General features: G+C 64.0%; 13 protein-coding genes. 1 reads left to right on the top strand and 12 read right to left on the bottom strand.

Features of this window, described 5'->3' with window-relative positions:
• Nucleotides 1–102: 102 nt before the first annotated feature.
• From H8S47_RS12075 to H8S47_RS12045, 7 genes are all read right to left on the bottom strand, one after another.
• Nucleotides 103–1,173 carry an acyltransferase family protein gene (locus tag H8S47_RS12075; RefSeq protein ID WP_187504110.1) on the bottom strand — a complete coding sequence of 357 codons (1,071 nt, stop codon included), beginning with the start codon at nucleotides 1,171–1,173 and terminating at the stop codon, nucleotides 103–105.
• A complete protein-coding gene (epsC, locus tag H8S47_RS12070; protein ID WP_187504109.1) occupies nucleotides 1,170–2,123 on the bottom strand; it encodes a serine O-acetyltransferase EpsC in 954 nt (317 codons plus the stop codon). Before epsC ends, H8S47_RS12075 begins: the two co-directional genes overlap by 4 nt.
• The gene (locus tag H8S47_RS12065; protein WP_187504108.1) at nucleotides 2,120–2,938 is read right to left on the bottom strand and encodes a phosphate/phosphite/phosphonate ABC transporter substrate-binding protein; all 819 of its coding nucleotides are present in this window, start codon (nucleotides 2,936–2,938) and stop codon (nucleotides 2,120–2,122) included. Before H8S47_RS12065 ends, epsC begins: the two co-directional genes overlap by 4 nt.
• Entirely contained in the window at nucleotides 2,935–3,825 is an 891-nt protein-coding gene (locus H8S47_RS12060; RefSeq protein WP_187504107.1) for a fatty acid desaturase, read from the bottom strand. Before H8S47_RS12060 ends, H8S47_RS12065 begins: the two co-directional genes overlap by 4 nt.
• A 157-nt stretch (nucleotides 3,826–3,982) precedes the next feature.
• The gene (locus H8S47_RS12055) at nucleotides 3,983–4,552 is read right to left on the bottom strand and encodes an alpha/beta hydrolase (protein ID WP_187504106.1); all 570 of its coding nucleotides are present in this window, start codon (nucleotides 4,550–4,552) and stop codon (nucleotides 3,983–3,985) included.
• Nucleotides 4,553–4,728: 176 nt separating this feature from the next.
• On the bottom strand, nucleotides 4,729–6,033 hold the full coding sequence (locus tag H8S47_RS12050) for an MFS transporter (RefSeq protein WP_187504105.1): 1,305 nt from the start codon (nucleotides 6,031–6,033) through the stop codon (nucleotides 4,729–4,731).
• Nucleotides 6,030–6,905 (bottom strand): TauD/TfdA dioxygenase family protein, encoded by an 876-nt coding sequence (locus H8S47_RS12045; RefSeq protein WP_214655057.1) that lies wholly within the window; start codon nucleotides 6,903–6,905, stop codon nucleotides 6,030–6,032. Before H8S47_RS12045 ends, H8S47_RS12050 begins: the two co-directional genes overlap by 4 nt.
• 263 nt (nucleotides 6,906–7,168) lie before the next feature.
• Between H8S47_RS12045 and H8S47_RS12040 the strand changes: the two genes are divergently transcribed.
• Nucleotides 7,169–7,597: a GlcG/HbpS family heme-binding protein gene (locus H8S47_RS12040; protein ID WP_187504103.1), complete on the top strand. Its 429-nt coding sequence runs from the start codon at nucleotides 7,169–7,171 to the stop codon at nucleotides 7,595–7,597.
• Nucleotides 7,598–7,942: 345 nt separating this feature from the next.
• Here the strand turns inward: H8S47_RS12040 and H8S47_RS12035 are convergent, their stop codons facing one another.
• The 5 genes from H8S47_RS12035 to H8S47_RS12015 all read right to left on the bottom strand — a co-directional run.
• Nucleotides 7,943–9,004 (bottom strand): PepSY-associated TM helix domain-containing protein, encoded by a 1,062-nt coding sequence (locus H8S47_RS12035; protein ID WP_187504102.1) that lies wholly within the window; start codon nucleotides 9,002–9,004, stop codon nucleotides 7,943–7,945.
• Nucleotides 9,004–11,133 (bottom strand): TonB-dependent receptor, encoded by a 2,130-nt coding sequence (locus tag H8S47_RS12030; RefSeq protein WP_187504101.1) that lies wholly within the window; start codon nucleotides 11,131–11,133, stop codon nucleotides 9,004–9,006. Before H8S47_RS12030 ends, H8S47_RS12035 begins: the two co-directional genes overlap by 1 nt.
• Before the next feature lie 335 nt (nucleotides 11,134–11,468).
• Nucleotides 11,469–13,541 (bottom strand): M13 family metallopeptidase, encoded by a 2,073-nt coding sequence (locus tag H8S47_RS12025; protein WP_235982822.1) that lies wholly within the window; start codon nucleotides 13,539–13,541, stop codon nucleotides 11,469–11,471.
• A 397-nt stretch (nucleotides 13,542–13,938) separates the two neighbouring features.
• On the bottom strand, nucleotides 13,939–14,208 hold the full coding sequence (locus tag H8S47_RS12020; RefSeq protein ID WP_187504100.1) for a hypothetical protein: 270 nt from the start codon (nucleotides 14,206–14,208) through the stop codon (nucleotides 13,939–13,941).
• A 362-nt stretch (nucleotides 14,209–14,570) separates the two neighbouring features.
• Nucleotides 14,571–15,394: MFS transporter (locus tag H8S47_RS12015; RefSeq protein ID WP_235982821.1), on the bottom strand; the 824-nt coding region annotated here is incomplete at its 5' end.

The following is a 15,394-nucleotide window of genomic DNA, read 5'->3' as shown; positions in this document are numbered from 1 at the left end:
TGCCACGACGGCGCTGACTGCCAGCGTCCATGAGCTACCTTATGGACGCCGGCATCGATCAACGATGATCGGGAGCGCGGCGCTTCGATCACCGCACCGCGGTCACGCCTTGAGGATCAGCCCCTTGCGGTCCATCCCCCAGCCGACCGCCCAGCACAGCATCGTGTAGGCGAGGGCGCAGAGCAGCGACCCGAACGCGCCGGGCGCGATGCGCTGGAAGATCGCGATACCGACCCATTCGTAGAGCCCGCCGTCGGGGCTAACGGGGATCAGGTTGATCGCGGTCACGAACAGTTCGGAGAACAGATAGACCGCGAGCGGATTGCGGCCGAGGATCGTGAAGAACCGCGTGCCGCGCTTGACGCCCGCAATCTCGATCAGCGCGATGATCCCCGCCAGCACGATGCAGTCGACGCCGATCGTCAGCAGCACGTACGAGCTGGTCCAGAGCTTCTTGGCGAGCGGAAACCACGGAAACCAGGCCAGCCCGGTGATCAAGAACGCGAAGCCGAACAGCGCCATCGCGCGCACCGTCCGCTTCAGATCGAGACCGCGCTGTACCGCGAGCCCGGCGAGATAGCCCGCCAGCACATTGATGATCGCGGGCAGCGTACCAAGCAGCCCTTCGGGATCGAAGCCGCCGTCCTTCTTGTAGAGATGCCCGGGGCCTAGCAGCCACAGGTCGAGCTGCGTGCCGACCGTGCCGAACTTGTCGTACGCCATGCCGGGCGCGGACAGGAACACTAGGATCGCCCAATAGCCGAACAGTAGTACCACACCGGCAATCACGATCGCCCGCACGTCGAGCCAGCGCACCAGCAGCCCGGCAGCGACGTAGCACAGGACGAGACGCTGCAGCACGCCGGGCACGCGGGTCGGCGCGAACGGGATCGCCGCCCAGCCGTCGTCGGTGCGCATGACGAACGGGAACCAGTACATCAGGAACCCGAGCACGAAGATGATCGCACCACGCTTGAACAGCTGCATAAGATACGGCGCGGTATCGATCCGTCTGCGCGTCGCGAAGCTCATCGCGTTGCCCATCGCGAACAGGAAGCTCGGGAAGATCGGACGATCCGCGACTTCGTTGCAGCACACCACGCCGATCACGGGGCGTGCGGGCTTCTCATCGCGACGGCTGGTATGACGACACGAGGGAAAGAACCGCGTCACGCGGTTCGCCCGCGCAGCGTCTCGTGCAACTGGGTGGCGGCGTCGCCTTTCAGGATCACCGCGGTCGGCTGCGCCACGACGCTGTCGCGCGGCACGTCCTCCAGCAGCCAGACATTGCCGCCGATCGTCGCGCCGCGACCGATCGTCACCCGCCCCAAGATGGTGGCCCCGGCATAGATCACGACGTCGTCCTCGACGATCGGATGGCGGGCCAAGCGCTCGCGCACCGACATGTCCGTCACGCCGAGCGGGCTGCGCGCGCCGAGCGTCACATGCTGGTAGATCTGGACCCGGTCGCCGATGATCGCCGTCTCGCCGATCACGACGCCGGTGCCGTGATCGATGAAGACTCCGCGCCCGATCGTGGCGCCGGGGTGGATGTCGATGCCCGTGCGCGTGTTGGCGAGTTCGGACACGATCCGCGCGACGATCGGCGCGCCCAGATCGTGGAGCGCATGCGCGATACGGTGATGGAGCATCGCGACGATCCCCGGATAGCAGACGAGGATCTCGTCCGCGCTGCGTGCCGCGGGATCGCCGAGAAACGCGGCGCGGACGTCGGCGTCGACCATCTCGCGGATGGGACCGAGTTCGGCAACGAAGAGACGGACGATCATCGCCGGCTGGCTGGGATCGAATGCGTGCGCCGACTCCTCCTGCCAATAGGCGAGTTCGCTCGTCACCTGTCGCTGCAGGATCGTCAGCGCGCGACGAAGTGCGGAGGCGACGAAGGCGTCTTCCCCCGCGCCATCCCCCGCATAGCCACCGAGCCGTCCGGGAAAGAGCGCGACGACAAGATCGCCGACCGCGCGCTCGACCTCGATGCGCGACGGGAAGTGCGCGACGTTGTGGCGTCCGCCATCCTCGCGTCGCCAGGCGTCGCGTGCGGCGCGCAGGTCCGCGATGGCGTCGTCGAGATCGGGCACTGGCTGATGCGGCGCGACGGTCATCGCAGGTCCGGATAGCCGAAGCGGATCGCCGTCTGTTCCAGCGCGCGGATCGGAGCCAGCGCGTCAGCGTTTGCCGTGACGATACCCGTTAGCCCGAGCATGGCGCGATCGTCCGCGAGACGAGAGTCCATCATGACCTGCTGCAAGGCCAGCCGCAGCGCTGCGATCGTCTCGATACTCGTGTCCGCCGACGTCACGAACGGCAGCGTCGGCGAGGCGGGGCTGCGCGCGACGATCTTGAGTGGCGCGGTCAGATCGGGTTCGTGCCGCACCAGCGTGGCATAGGTGACGGTGTCGATCGCGGCGATATCCGCTTCCCCTGCGGCGATCGCCGCGACACTGGCGCGGTGCGATCCGGTCTGTACTACGCTGGCGAAGACGACATTCGTCCCGGCGATCGGCGCCAGCGTCGCGCGGAAAAGGTTCATGCCAGTGTTCGACTGCGGATCGTTGATCGCGGCGCGGGTGTCGCGGTAGTCGACCAGCGACCTACGCCCATCGTTCGCGCGCGCCACCAGCACGCTGGCGTGCGTCGCTTCGCTATTCGTCGACCCCGGCACGTCGTAGATCGGCAAGGCGATGACCTGCAGAGCAAGGCTATCGTCGGCGATCAGCGGATAGCCGCACGCCTGCCCGAACAGCAGGTTCGGGTCCCGCCAGAGGTCATGAACGTGGCGCGCCCGGTCGAGGACATCGGGCACGCCTTCAACCCCGCGTGTGCGCAGGATACGGACGATCGCGGACCAGATCCGATCGTTCGCACCCTGTTGCGCTGGGTGATCGTACATCCCGAGCGACACGACCAGTCGCGTCATGCGGAGCGTGCCCGGTGATCGGGATGAAGCATGTCGTCATGCGATCGAAACGCGAACCGGCGCAGGATCTCGCCATAGCCGCGATACACCGGCGCGCCTTGCGCCACGAACCGGTCCCGGTGGCTGCGGTGGTAGGACGGGAGACGATACCAGGCCAGCCTTGGACGTTCGTGGTGGGCGGCATGGAGCGTGTTGTTGAGATACAGCAATGCGAACAGGCCGCCCCGCTCGACGATGGCGGCGCGTCCGGGGCTCGCTAGGTCGGCGCGATGCTCCGCGTAGGACCGCAGCATCGTCAGCGCGGTGCCCGGATAGACGAGGGCCAGCAGATAGGTGGCGAGGTTCAGTCCAACATTATCCAGCCACCACAAAAGCGCGGCCACGCCGATCAGATGCGGTGTCCAGTCTCGCGCGACGGCAGCAGGACTGCGGGCGGCACGTCGCGCCTCGCCGATCACGAATCGGCCGATCGACAACGCCGGGCCGAAGATCATCTGGCCGACCAGGGTCGACTGCAGTGAGGCGGCGAGGGCGCCGCGTCGGGATAGACGGTAGCGCGATTCGGGATCGTGCCGTGGATCGGTGATCACCTTGGCGGCATGATGCGCGAGATGGCTTCGGCGATACAGCCGGTACGGCAGCCAGAGCGACAAGGGGGCAAAGCCGATCGCGCCGTCGATCCAGCCGATCCCGGTCGGATGGCCGTGGATCGTCTCGTGCTGCAGCGATCCCTGCCATGCGACCAGCCATCCGCCGAGGACGACCAGCACGGGAAGCGGAACCCGCGCATGAAACGCGGTAAGCGCGATCCAGCCGGCGTAGATCAGGACGGCGATGGCGAGCGTAGGCCATTCGATAACGGGCATCCTCGCGACGAGATTTCGCATATCCACCTCCTTTGCTGCTAACATCCCCTCGATCGATGGGAATTGAAAGCAAGCAAAGGTGCGCTGCTGGGATAGGTTTGCTTCGTCACGGCGATTTACGACAAGGCGCTCACATTGCCCGATGTTCGGCCGGTCTCACTTGCCCGCCGGCATCCAACTAGGCGTCTCCGATCGCTTGGATGATGCGATACGCGGCACCCACGTCGCGCTCTACGACGGCAGAGGTGAAGCGTTCGATGATGGCGCGCAGGCGGTTGGTCGGCGCAGTCGCCGCGCTTAGCAACGGGCCATCGATCAGGCGACTGCCCCATTCCACGCCCAGGCGCTGCGCCTCGTCATCGGCGCCGACGACGATCGACGGGAAGGGCAGGCCGATTTTCGGTGCCTCAAAATGACGCTGGTGCAAGCTCGTGCCTTCGGGGGCGACCAACAGGGCGCCGGCGACGTTCGCGGTATAGGCTTTCGGCGACAGTCGGGCCCACCATGCGGCGGCCGCGCAGGCACTGCCCTGTGCCAAAAGCATGACCGCACGGTCGGACGCCGATACGGCGGCATCGATCCGCGCCGCCAGCGCCGTTCGCTCGGCCGCGGTACGGCTGCGCACCGCGATATGCTGCGCATCGCCAAACCGCGGAAACTCCCGGAACCGCTCGAATATGGAGACGGCCTTGTCGGGGACGAGCGCGATGAGCGTCAGCCGTCGGCTATCCAGGACAGCAACAGACACAATCCGGTCTCCCTTTCCGTGAACGCGTAAGCTGCCTTCTTCCGACCAGCGACGCAACGCAGCTGTTCAGATACGCGTCAGACCGTTCTATCCCGGGTTTCGGCCGAGATCAGGGCAATCAGATTTCACGCGATACGTCACCACGTCCAGCAAAGCGGTGCTTTCCCCATTCCGACTCAGCGAGGTCCGTCGGCTCGGAAAGGCCTTTCCGGGTGCATGAAGAAAGACAGGCCAGCGCCGACCAGGAGTAGCGCCAGCGAGGCGCAGAACGGGATTGACCAGCTTCCCGTCAGGTCCACCGCCGCGCCAAATACCAGTGGAGAGAGGATACCGGCGATCCCGAAGCCGAAGTTCATCATGCCGCTGGCGGTGCCGGCATATTGCGGCGCGATGTCCATCGGGACGGCCCAGATCGGCGCCACCACAAGCTCGGAGAAGAAGAACGCGAGCGACAGGCATATCGCCACCGTCGTCAGATCGTGGGTAAGGACCACGGGCACCAGGAAAACGAACGCACCGACCATCCCGACGATGATCAGGTTGCGCCGCGCCGCCTGCAGGCTGCCGGTCCTGCGGTAGATATAGTCACTGGCTGCTCCACCGACCCAGTCGCCGATCACGCCACCCAGCAACACGCCGCCCGAGAACAGCGCCGAGTGCTTCAGGTCGAGCCCGAAATTCTTGAAGAAGAACGAGGGGAGCCACGTCAGGAACACCCACAATGTCCAGCCATAGCAGAAATCGACGGCGGTGACGGGCGCGATCCGCCGCGCGAGACGCCACCACGGGACGGGCGGCGTGGTGGCAGCCTGTTGCGCGGCCGGGGCAAGCTCGGCGCGTTCCTCGTCGGACATACCGGGGTGGCATTCCGGGTTCTCCCGCGCGACCACCAGCCACAGGATTACCCAGACCGCGCTCGCAAGGCCTAGCACCACGAACGCACCCCGCCAGGATACGAGCGCCATCAACCCGACCAGCAGCGGCGGGGTCAGCGCATTGCCGAGCCGCGCGGCAGCGTGCGTGATCCCTTGCGCGAAGCCCCAGCGCGCGGGTGGCAGCCATGTCGCCATGGCGCGCGTCGCGGCGGGGAAGGCGAATCCTTCGCCGATGCCGAGCGCGAGACGCAATGCGAACAGCGATGCCATCCCGCCGACCAGCCCGGTCAATACCGTCGCCACGCAGACGATCGCGCCGCAGATCAGCAGCATGCGTCGCGGTCCGAAGCGATCGATGACGCGACCGCCGAAAAGCTGGATCAGTGCATAGGGATAGGAAAAGGCGGAGATCGCCAGGCCGAACTGGGTGTTGCTCATGCCCAGTTCGGCGATCATCCGCGGGCCAACCGTCGCCAGATTCACTCGGTCGATGTAAAGCACCAGATACATCAGGCAGAGCACCGCGAGGATACGGTTCGGGATGCTCATCCACCGCGGGTCGTGGCGAGCGACCGCCTCGGACCGGCTGAGGCTGCGGCCCGTCATGCAGGTCGGCCCGTCCCCTTGATCTGCGTCCTGTGCATTACGCGCCGCGCGGCCGGATCGAACGCATCACGGCGGTGCATCGTGCAGCGATTGTCCCACAGCACCAGATCACCCTTGCGCCAGTGATGGCTCCAGCCAAACCGGTCGCCGTCGACATGATCCCAAAGCTCGTCGAGCAACGCCTCGGATTCGGCCAGATCCAGACCATCGATATAGGCATTCCGTCGGCGGCCGAGATACAGCGCGGGGCGTCGGGTTTCGGGATGCGTGTAGACCAACGGATGCAGACTCCCCGGCGCCTTGCGCGGATCGTCGCTCGGCGTGACGCCCTGGCGGAGGAAACCACCGCTATTGTAGGTGCCGTCGTGTTTGACGCGGCGTCCGGCGATGCGCGCCTGCAGGTCATCGGGCAGCGCTTCGTACACGGCGTACATATCGATAAAGCTCGTATTGCCGCCCGTCGGTGGCACTTCCAGCGCATAGAGCGCGCTCGCCTGGGGCGGGACTTCGACATAGGACATGTCGGTGTGCCAGACCGCCTCGCCGTTCCCGAGGCTGCCGATCGGGACACCGCCCTCGACCACGTTCGAGACGACATAGAGTTCGGGCAGTCCCTCGACGAAACGGCGGCCGGTCTCCTGGATGGGCGCAAGATCGAGGTCGCCGAACCGGCGGCTGAAGGCGATCAGGTCCGCGTCCGACAGCGCCTGGTCGCGAACGAGCAGGACAAGATTGTCGAGCCAGGCCTGGTGCAGGTCGGCGAACTGTTGGTCATCGAGCTTCCGAAGATCGATACCCCGAACCTCCGCGCCGACGCCCTTTCCCGTTACGACCACGTCGAGGCCAACTCGACTCGCCAGAAGATCGCCCATCATCCGTACTCCATAATCGCACGTTCGCAGTCGACGAGGATCGACCGCCGCATGACGGTTTTAACGATCGACCGTCGAGGTGGACCGCAAAGCATTTGTTTGAGCCGGTCAACCGGGGCATATTTGTGTGCAGCTGCTGCGCAAATGGGCGTCGCGTGGATCGCCAAAGGCGGTAGAGGCATTCTCATAGTTGGCCATGATCCCTGCCAACCTCGCGCCGTTTACCCATCCTCCGGGATATCGGTCGAAAAAAGGAACCATGCATGGTGCGCATCACACTTGAACTTGCCAGCAAAATTGTCACGGCGACGTTGCAGAGGAGGGTAGAGCTCGGTTTCAAGCCTCTCTGCGTGGCAGTGCTCGATCCCGGAGGGCACCTCGTCGCGATGCAGCGTGAAGACGGGGCCTCGACGCTGCGGCCGCAGATTGCGATGGCCAAGGCGGGCGGGGCGCTCGCGCTCGGCATATCGAGCCGTAAGATTGCCGAGATGGCGTCGGAGCGCCCGACGTTCATTGCGTCGCTCGGGCCAATCTCTCCGCACGGCGTCGTGCCTGCGGCGGGCGGCGTGCTCATCGTCGACGCAGATGGCCAGTTGATCGGGGCAGTGGGCGTGACTGGTGACACCTCGGATAATGACGAAGCGTGTGCGCTCGCAGGTATCGCTGCTGCCGGGCTGTCAGCCGTGGATTGACATCGGCAAAAATGGTCGTGACGACTGGATCGGTTGCGCACCCGCGTGGTCGGGGGCATCGCCGCGGGGCGGCGGTTAACAACTTCCAGGCGATGTGATGAGGCAGGTTGGGATCTCCAATCTCGGGAGATGTGTCTTTCCCGGGCAAGGCTGAAGCCGGTGGCCGGCTAGTGCGGTAGTATGACGGGCCCGGTAGGTTTGGGGCAGCTTCTGCCTATGCCACGCAAATGAACGAAAGGCAGCTTATGGGAAGCCGCCACGCAGTGCCGAACGTCAACATTTGGGTCTCTAGCTCCGTAACCAGCCGGTCATTCGAGCCTCAAATATTCTCATGAACGTCATGGTTTAAAATACTTTTCTCTTTCTCCGCTTGCTCTGGCCCACGTTCCACTTCGTCCGCCAGAAGCCGTACACCGCTAGGCTGCCAAGCAGCGTCAGTACGATGCCCGACACCGTCATGGCGACCTTCCATGCAATGCCGCCGGTCTTGGCAGCGTGCACGGGATAGAGTTTCTCGCGGATTGATGCCGCCTTTCCCCGGGTTGCTGGATCGTCATGGGCCAGGATGGCCAGGGTAACCGGATCGGCGTACACGAACGTCCGTCCGTTCGGGGTCCATTCGAAAGATTGGCGGAGGCGCAGGACGATGGGAGCGCCGGTCTTCCGCGGCATTTGCAGGCGGCGAAATTCGGCACTGGGAAACATCGCGGCCGCAGCCGTGAAAAGCGGCTTCAGGTCATGCGCGGATGGCGTGGCTCGGACACCGTGAACTTTGGGTGCGACCGCCCGTGTTTCGGCAAGCAAGGGCCCACCCAACGCGGGAAAAATCATCAGAACGCCCGTTACCAGCGACACGAGCAGCAACGGCGCCGTCACGACGCCCATGTCCCGGTGGTGATGGACGATTGCGCCGGGGCTCATCGTCGCGGGCCATAACCTCAGCCGAAAGCGGCTGCGCATCCGCCACCACAGGATCAGCCCCGTAATGAGGAAAAACAGGCCCGTAAGCCCGGCGATCCCGGTAATTGTCTCGCCGGCATCGCCGACCAGAAGGCGATGATGGAGGTCGAACACCCACAATTCCGGTCGCTGCCATGACGAGGACCAGCGGTCGACCGTCACGCCAGCCTGGCTGATATAGGCACCGTTGCCGTCTGCGAAGATGGCCTGATGAACGCCCAGACCGTCGCCTGCGAAGGTAATGCGGTCGATCGGGGACGACGCGCCCGCTACTGCGCCGACCGCCAAGGCCAGCGATCCCGGATCGGCCCGGACTGGATCGCCAGCGTGCGCCACGAAGGTCAGCTGGTTGCGCCAGACGAGCAGCGTACCCGTGAGCCCCAGTACCGCCAGCAGCAGGCCGCCGATCGCGCCGATCCAGCGATGCAGCAGGGACAGGATGCGCATCAGAAGCCGGCCTGCCAGCTCAACGTGAAATTGCGGCCCCGCCCGGTGTAGAAACGCGCATTGTCGGTCGGGCCCTGCGTATCGCTGTAGTAGGTAACGTAATCGGTATTGCCGACGTTCTGAACGCTCAACATTACGCGGCCTACCGATAGCTCGTAGGCGACATACGCGTCGAACAGCCGATAACCAGCGAAGTCGTTGGCGATCGGCTGTCCCTCGAAGCGGCGGGACAGGTAATAGCGGCCCTGGACACGCGCACTGAAACGGCCGCGGCTGTAATCCAGGTTGAGGTTCAGGCGATCCGGCGAAATGTTGGCGCCGTCCAGATCGGCATCGAGAATGCCATCGGCGTTGGTGTCGGTGCGCCCGCCCAGATGACTGAAACCGGTGCCGACCTTCAGACCGGGCAGCGGGGTGCGAACAGCGAGGTTCAGTTCGAGACCCTCGATGTCGATCGGCTGGCGCGCAACGTTGAAGAAGCCATCGCTGCTGCGGACGAGCACCTGACCCAGATCGCTCGACGACCAATAATAGGTCGCGCTGGCGTCCAGCGGCCCTTGTTTCACTTCGAAGCCGATCTCCCGGTTGTTCGAGATCACCGGCGTCAGATCGAGAAAGTCGGCGATCCGGATATCAGGCTGGCTGATACCGCGCAGGACACGACCAATATCGGCGATCGTGTAGCCCTCGGCATAGCTGCCATAGGCGCGGATACCCTTGACCGGCTCCAGCACGAAACCACCGTTCCACAGCGCGCGGTTGAATGATGGCTTGCCGCCAATAACGGCCCGAGAACCGGCACTCGCAAGCGTCGTATAGTCGGGGATATCGAGCCGCACGTTCTCGTACCGGACGCCGCCCGCGACCCTGACGATGCCGTCGAACAGTTTGAGATTGGCCTGGCCGAACGGCGCGAGGCTGCGAAAATCCGTCCGCGGCACCCAGGTGCGGCCGGTCTGCACCAGATCCTGCTTGGTGCGATCGATCAGCGCGTCGAACCCGGCGGTCAGCGTCAGCGCCTCGAACTCCGGTACCGCGCGTTCATAGCTGATCTTGCCACCAAGCTTGCGCGAGACGTTGCGCGACTGGTCAAACAGTGTGCCGGCAGGAGCGATCCTCGCGTCCTGGAAGGTCGCGAGGATACCGCCGGCGAACGTGTCGCTGGTCCGGTTGTAAAAGCCTTGGAGCGTGAACGCCCCGCCCATCAAATTGCCGTCGGTCAGCGATGCCGACACCATCTCGGCCAGGCCGGTAGAGGGTTGTCCGACCGTTTCCCCTCTCCGGCTAGTGGCAGGGATGCCGAGCGTCCGGTTGCCATCGACCGCGACATAGTGGTTGTTGCCTTCCAGCTTGAAGCGGTTGGCGATCACCTCGAACCGGGCGGTGTCGGACAGATCGACGCCGACCCGGCCGAAGAAGGCCAGGCTGTCCGTATCCTGAAGTTCGCTCTGGTTGCCGTCGAGGCCAATGCGCCGTCCGCGGCCATCGACGAAAACGCCGCGCCGCTCGAAGGCGATGCCGCCCGTCGCGTCGAACCGGCCGCTGCGCATGGTGACGAGACCGGCGACCTTGGCGCCAAGTGACGACCCTGCGAAATCGTCGCCGCTGTTACCCTGAAGCAGCGTGCGGCCGCTCCAGCCGTTCTGCGTCGGCGCGCTCGCGGTGACCTGGTTCACTACGCCGCCGGTCGCGCCAATGCCCTGCAGCGCGTTGGAGCCATAGATCACTTCGACCCGGTCGATGAAGAAGGGGTCGATGGTATAGCCGTCGCGTGCGCCGTCGCGGATTGGCGTGCTCTGCGGAATGCCGTTGATCGCATAAAGCGGCGAGCGACCGCGCAGCGTTTCGCCGAAGCCGGTGATCTTTTCACGTGTGGGCGAGAAGGCCGGCAGCAGCGCGGATATCGCGTCGACGACCGAGCCGGAGACTGCGACCTGACGTGACAGTGTCTCGCGGTCGATCACGTCCACGGTTAGGGGCAGGGCGCTAGCCGGCAGGTTCGTGCGCGCAGCCGTTATTACGATATCTTTCCGGGCATCGTCCCCACCATCGGAGGCCTGAATCTCCTGCGCGCTCGCTATGCCTGTCGTCATGACACTTGCGGCGATCATGCCCAATGCGATCTTCATTCTATTCCCCTTTGCGAAGGCGTTAGAAGCAGATCTCCGTAATTGCAATCGTCTCGCAATAGCAGGAAAATTGTAATTTCGCAGCACCGCTCCTGCAAATTAGGGCGTAAGCGACGCGAACCGCCACGTTGAGTGCGGAATTCTAGCCACTAGGAGCGGTCTTAGCGCGACGATGAATAGGCGTCCGGTTTCGGGGCGCCAACAAGCCGCCGTGAATGACCGGGTATGGGTTCGCGCCGATGAGTAGCGCTGGCGGACGAATAGGTGCAGCAAGTCACCTCAGATCCTGAGCTACCCATTTGCCGCCCGCCGTAGTTATCTGACAGATGGCACTGTCACCAGATCCGTACGCGGTCGGCCGGTGCGAGATACTGCTTCTGCCTAGGATCGATCTTCCACGCGGCGTACCAAGCATCTACGTTGCGTAGCGGGTTCACCGCGCGGATCTGGCCCGGCGAGTGCGGGTCGCTGACCAGCTGCTGTCGGAGCGCCTCGTTCCGGAACAGCGTCCGCCAAACCTGTCCCCAACCCAGGAAGAAGCGCTGATCGCCGGTGAAGTCGCCAAGCACGGGGGCCGCCTTGCCGCCAAGCGAGGTATGATACGCATCGAGCGAGATCAGCACCCCGCCAAGATCGCCTATGTTCTCTCCCATCGAAGCACGGCCATTGATGTGAATGCCGGGCAGCCCGTCGAAGCTGTACGCCTCGTACTGTTCGCCTAGCCTTGCCGCCTGTGCCTCGAACTTGGTCGCGTCCTCCGCCGTCCACCAGTCGCGCAGAATGCCACTGCCGTCCGACTTTCGGCCCTGATCGTCGAAGCCGTGGCTGATCTCATGGCCGATCACGCCGCCGATGCCGCCATAATTCACGGCGTCGTCCGCCTTTGGGTCGAAGAAGGGCGGCTGCAGAATTGCGGCCGGGAAGACGATCTCGTTCTTGACCGAGTTATAGTAGGCGTTGACCGTTTGTGGGGTCATTCCCCATTCAGCCTTGTCGACCGGATTGCCGATCCGCGCTCGCCGGTGATCCCATTCGAAGCGTTGCGCGGCCTCTGCGTTGCCGACAAGGTCGCCCGGTTTGATCTGGAGGCCAGCATAGTCGCGCCACTTGTCTGGGTAGCCGATCTTGACGTTAAAGCCTCGGAGCTTGTCGAGCGCCTGCTCCTTCGTAGCAGCGCCCATCCACGTCAGATTGCGGATGCGCCCAGCCAATGCCACGCGCAAATTGCCGACGAGCTGGTCCATCTTCGCCTTGGACGCGGGCGGGAAGTAGAGCGCGACATAGTCCCGCCCGATCCCCTCACCGACGCCATTCTCGGCGAACGCCACCGCGCGCTTCCAGCGCTCGCGCTGCTGCGGCTGGCCGTTCAGGAATTTCGAGCGAAACTCGAATTGCGCGTCGACGAAGCGCTTCGAAAGGAGTGGCGCTATGTCGTCGGTGATGCGGAACGCCTCCCACGCCTTCAGCGTATTGAGGTCGCTCTCGGCGAACACCTTGGCGATGCCGGGGAAGGCGGTGTTCTGCGCCACGATCGCGCGGTTGGCGGCGTCAACGCCGGCCGCCTTGAAGAACGTCGTCCAGGGAAAACCGGGTGCCTGGCTCGCCAACCGCGCGGGCGTCGTCGGGTTGTAGGTCTTGTCGCGGTCGCGGCTCTGCGCGCGCGTCCAATGCGCCTGAGCGAGCTTGGTCTCCATCGCCACGACGTTCCCCGCCGCGGCCTCGGCGTTGGGCCATCCCGCAAGCGTCAGCATCTGCGTCACATATTGGCGATACCGCGCAACCTGTGGAGCGAACTTGCCGTCGAGATAGAGGTCGCGATCGCCGAGGCCCAAGCCGGACTGCCGCAAATAGAGGGCGTACACGTCTGGCTGCTTGGCGTCGTCGTTGACGCCGGGCGCGAAGAAGCTGGCGCCAAAACCGCCGAGCGAGCGCCCCATGAACCGGGCGATGTCGTCCTTTGACGTAGCAGCCCTCAGCGGCGCCAGTCGCTGGGTCAGCGGTGCGGCGTCGAGCTTCTCTGCGGTCGCGGTGTCCGTGAACCCTGCGTAGAGGATTGCTGCCTTCATCCGGTCGGGATGCGCGGTGTCGGAAGCGCTATAGCGGCCGATGAGGCTACGCAGCCTCTGCTCAGAAATGTCCCGCAAAACCGCGAAGGCACCGTAGGACGATCGATCCGGCGGAATCTTCGTTCGGTCCGCCCACGCACCGTTGACGAAGCGGAACCAGTCATCACCGGGCTTCACGCTACGATCCATCCCCGTCACATCAAAGCCCCAGGTGCCGTAGCTGGTCGCCGCGGTGCTATCCGTAGGCACTGCCGCTGTCGGCTGCGGAGTCTGGCCAGCAACCGCGCTCCCGATCGCGATGACGCCGAGGAGGGCAACAAGCGGCATATACTTCAAAACCAACCATCTTCTCCGATTAAGGACACTGCACCTTACCTTTATGATGGCTTCGCGCTAGCAGAAAACATTCAATAAGGTGGCCCACATCAAGATGCTGTCGACCTCATCTGGATAATCAATGGATGCGTAGGTTTCGGAAGCCGAGAAGGGCGCGCGAATGCCAGCTATGATCTTCCATGCAGCGGGCCAATCATATTCACTAGCTCGCCGAAAGCCTGGGAACATGTCTCAAGTCGTACACCTCCCGTTTGGATCGCTTATGGTGCATAGGATGGCTACAGCTGCCAACAGCCTTGGCGCTCATTGCAAGACGTAAGAAGGGCATCCGAGTCGCCTCGAATGCCCTATTTTTGCAAGCCGCTTGAGAGCAAGCTGTCTGCAGGACTAAGCGCTTAGTCTGTTAGATGCCATTGGAAAGATTGGTATCCGGATCGTTGGTGCGCATGTCTTCAGCCTGATTCTGGCCTGTCGCACGCACTGCGTCGGCCTTGTTCTCGAGGTTCGCTTCAGCTGCTTCGTTGCCCGTGGCGTCGGCCGCGTCTTCGAGGTTATCGGCGACGGCTTCAGTGTTCGACTCGATCTTATCGGCAGCCTGCTCGCGCGGGCTGGTGTTGCAGGCTGCGAGCGAGAGCAGGCTAGTAACGACGGCGACAGCAAAAACTTTCTTCATGATCAACCCTTTTTGTGGTGCGGTACGGATACACGACGGCGGTTGGAATTCAACGCCGATCCACTTGATGGAGTATGGCTGCCCAGCGGCCAGCAATGCCTTGCCGAAGCGATCCCCTCAATAGGCAGAACCAGTGGCCATATACTCGCTTCCAAGCTGCAATCTTTGCCATCGCTAACGAGCCGTTTGAATATGAACGGGTGTCCGAGGTCGGGGAGCCGGAAAACAGGTAGCGAATGTCTGGTGTGGTAGGTGCAAAATTGCGGCTGAATGTCAGGAACTGGGTCAGAATAGTAAATTGGACTAAAGGATTACGCCTCTAAGGGCGTGGCAGTCACGGGCTTTCTACGTCCCCGCTGTCTTCATGTTTCACAACGTGCCGAGCCAATCTTTGCCGATTGCCGCCGGACACTGACGATCACCGCAACCAAGCCCAGCGCCGCCGATGCCGCGCCAGCCAATGCCACGGCGGGAAATCCCAGCCCCGCTGCGATCACCCCGCCGCCAAGCGCCGCGCCGATCGCATTGCCCAGATTGAACGCGCCGATGTTCATCGCCGAGGCGAGGTTCGGCGCAGCCGCCGCCGCCTGCATCACGCGGATCTGGAGCGGCGGGACGAGTGCGAAACTGGCAATGCCCCAAAGGAGGATAAGGATCGCGGTCGGCGCCTTCAGCGGCATGAAGACCGCGAACGCCGCGAGGATCACCGCCAGAGCGGCGAGCGTCACGATCAGCGTCCGGTCGACCGACCGATCGGCAAACCGCCCGCCCAGCCAATTGCCGACCGTTAGCCCGACGCCGTACGTCACCAGCATCGCGGTGACGAAGCCGAGCGACGCGTGCGTCACCTCGCGCAGGATCGGCGTGATATAGGTGAAGACGGTGAACATCGCGCTCGCGCCGATTACAGTCATGCCGAGCGCGCCGAGCACCGGGCCTCGGGTCAGCACCCGCAACTCGCTCATCGCGTCGCTGCCCGCCGGCGCCGGTAAAGGCGGCAGGGTCAGGCGCAAGGCCGCCATCGTCGCGATGCCGAGCCCGGCAATCCCCCAGAACGACGCGCGCCAGCCGAGATGCTCGCCCGCCCAGGTCGCGAGCGGCACGCCGACGACGTTGGCGATCGTCAGCCCCATGAACATCGCCGCCGGCGCGCGCTCGGCATGACTGTAATCGGCGCGAGCGCGAT

Origin of the sequence: Sphingomonas albertensis, from assembly GCF_014358075.1 — a bacterium.
In the GTDB taxonomy this organism is placed as follows: domain Bacteria; phylum Pseudomonadota; class Alphaproteobacteria; order Sphingomonadales; family Sphingomonadaceae; genus Sphingomonas; species Sphingomonas albertensis.
This window is presented reverse-complemented; position numbering and strand designations above follow the sequence as displayed.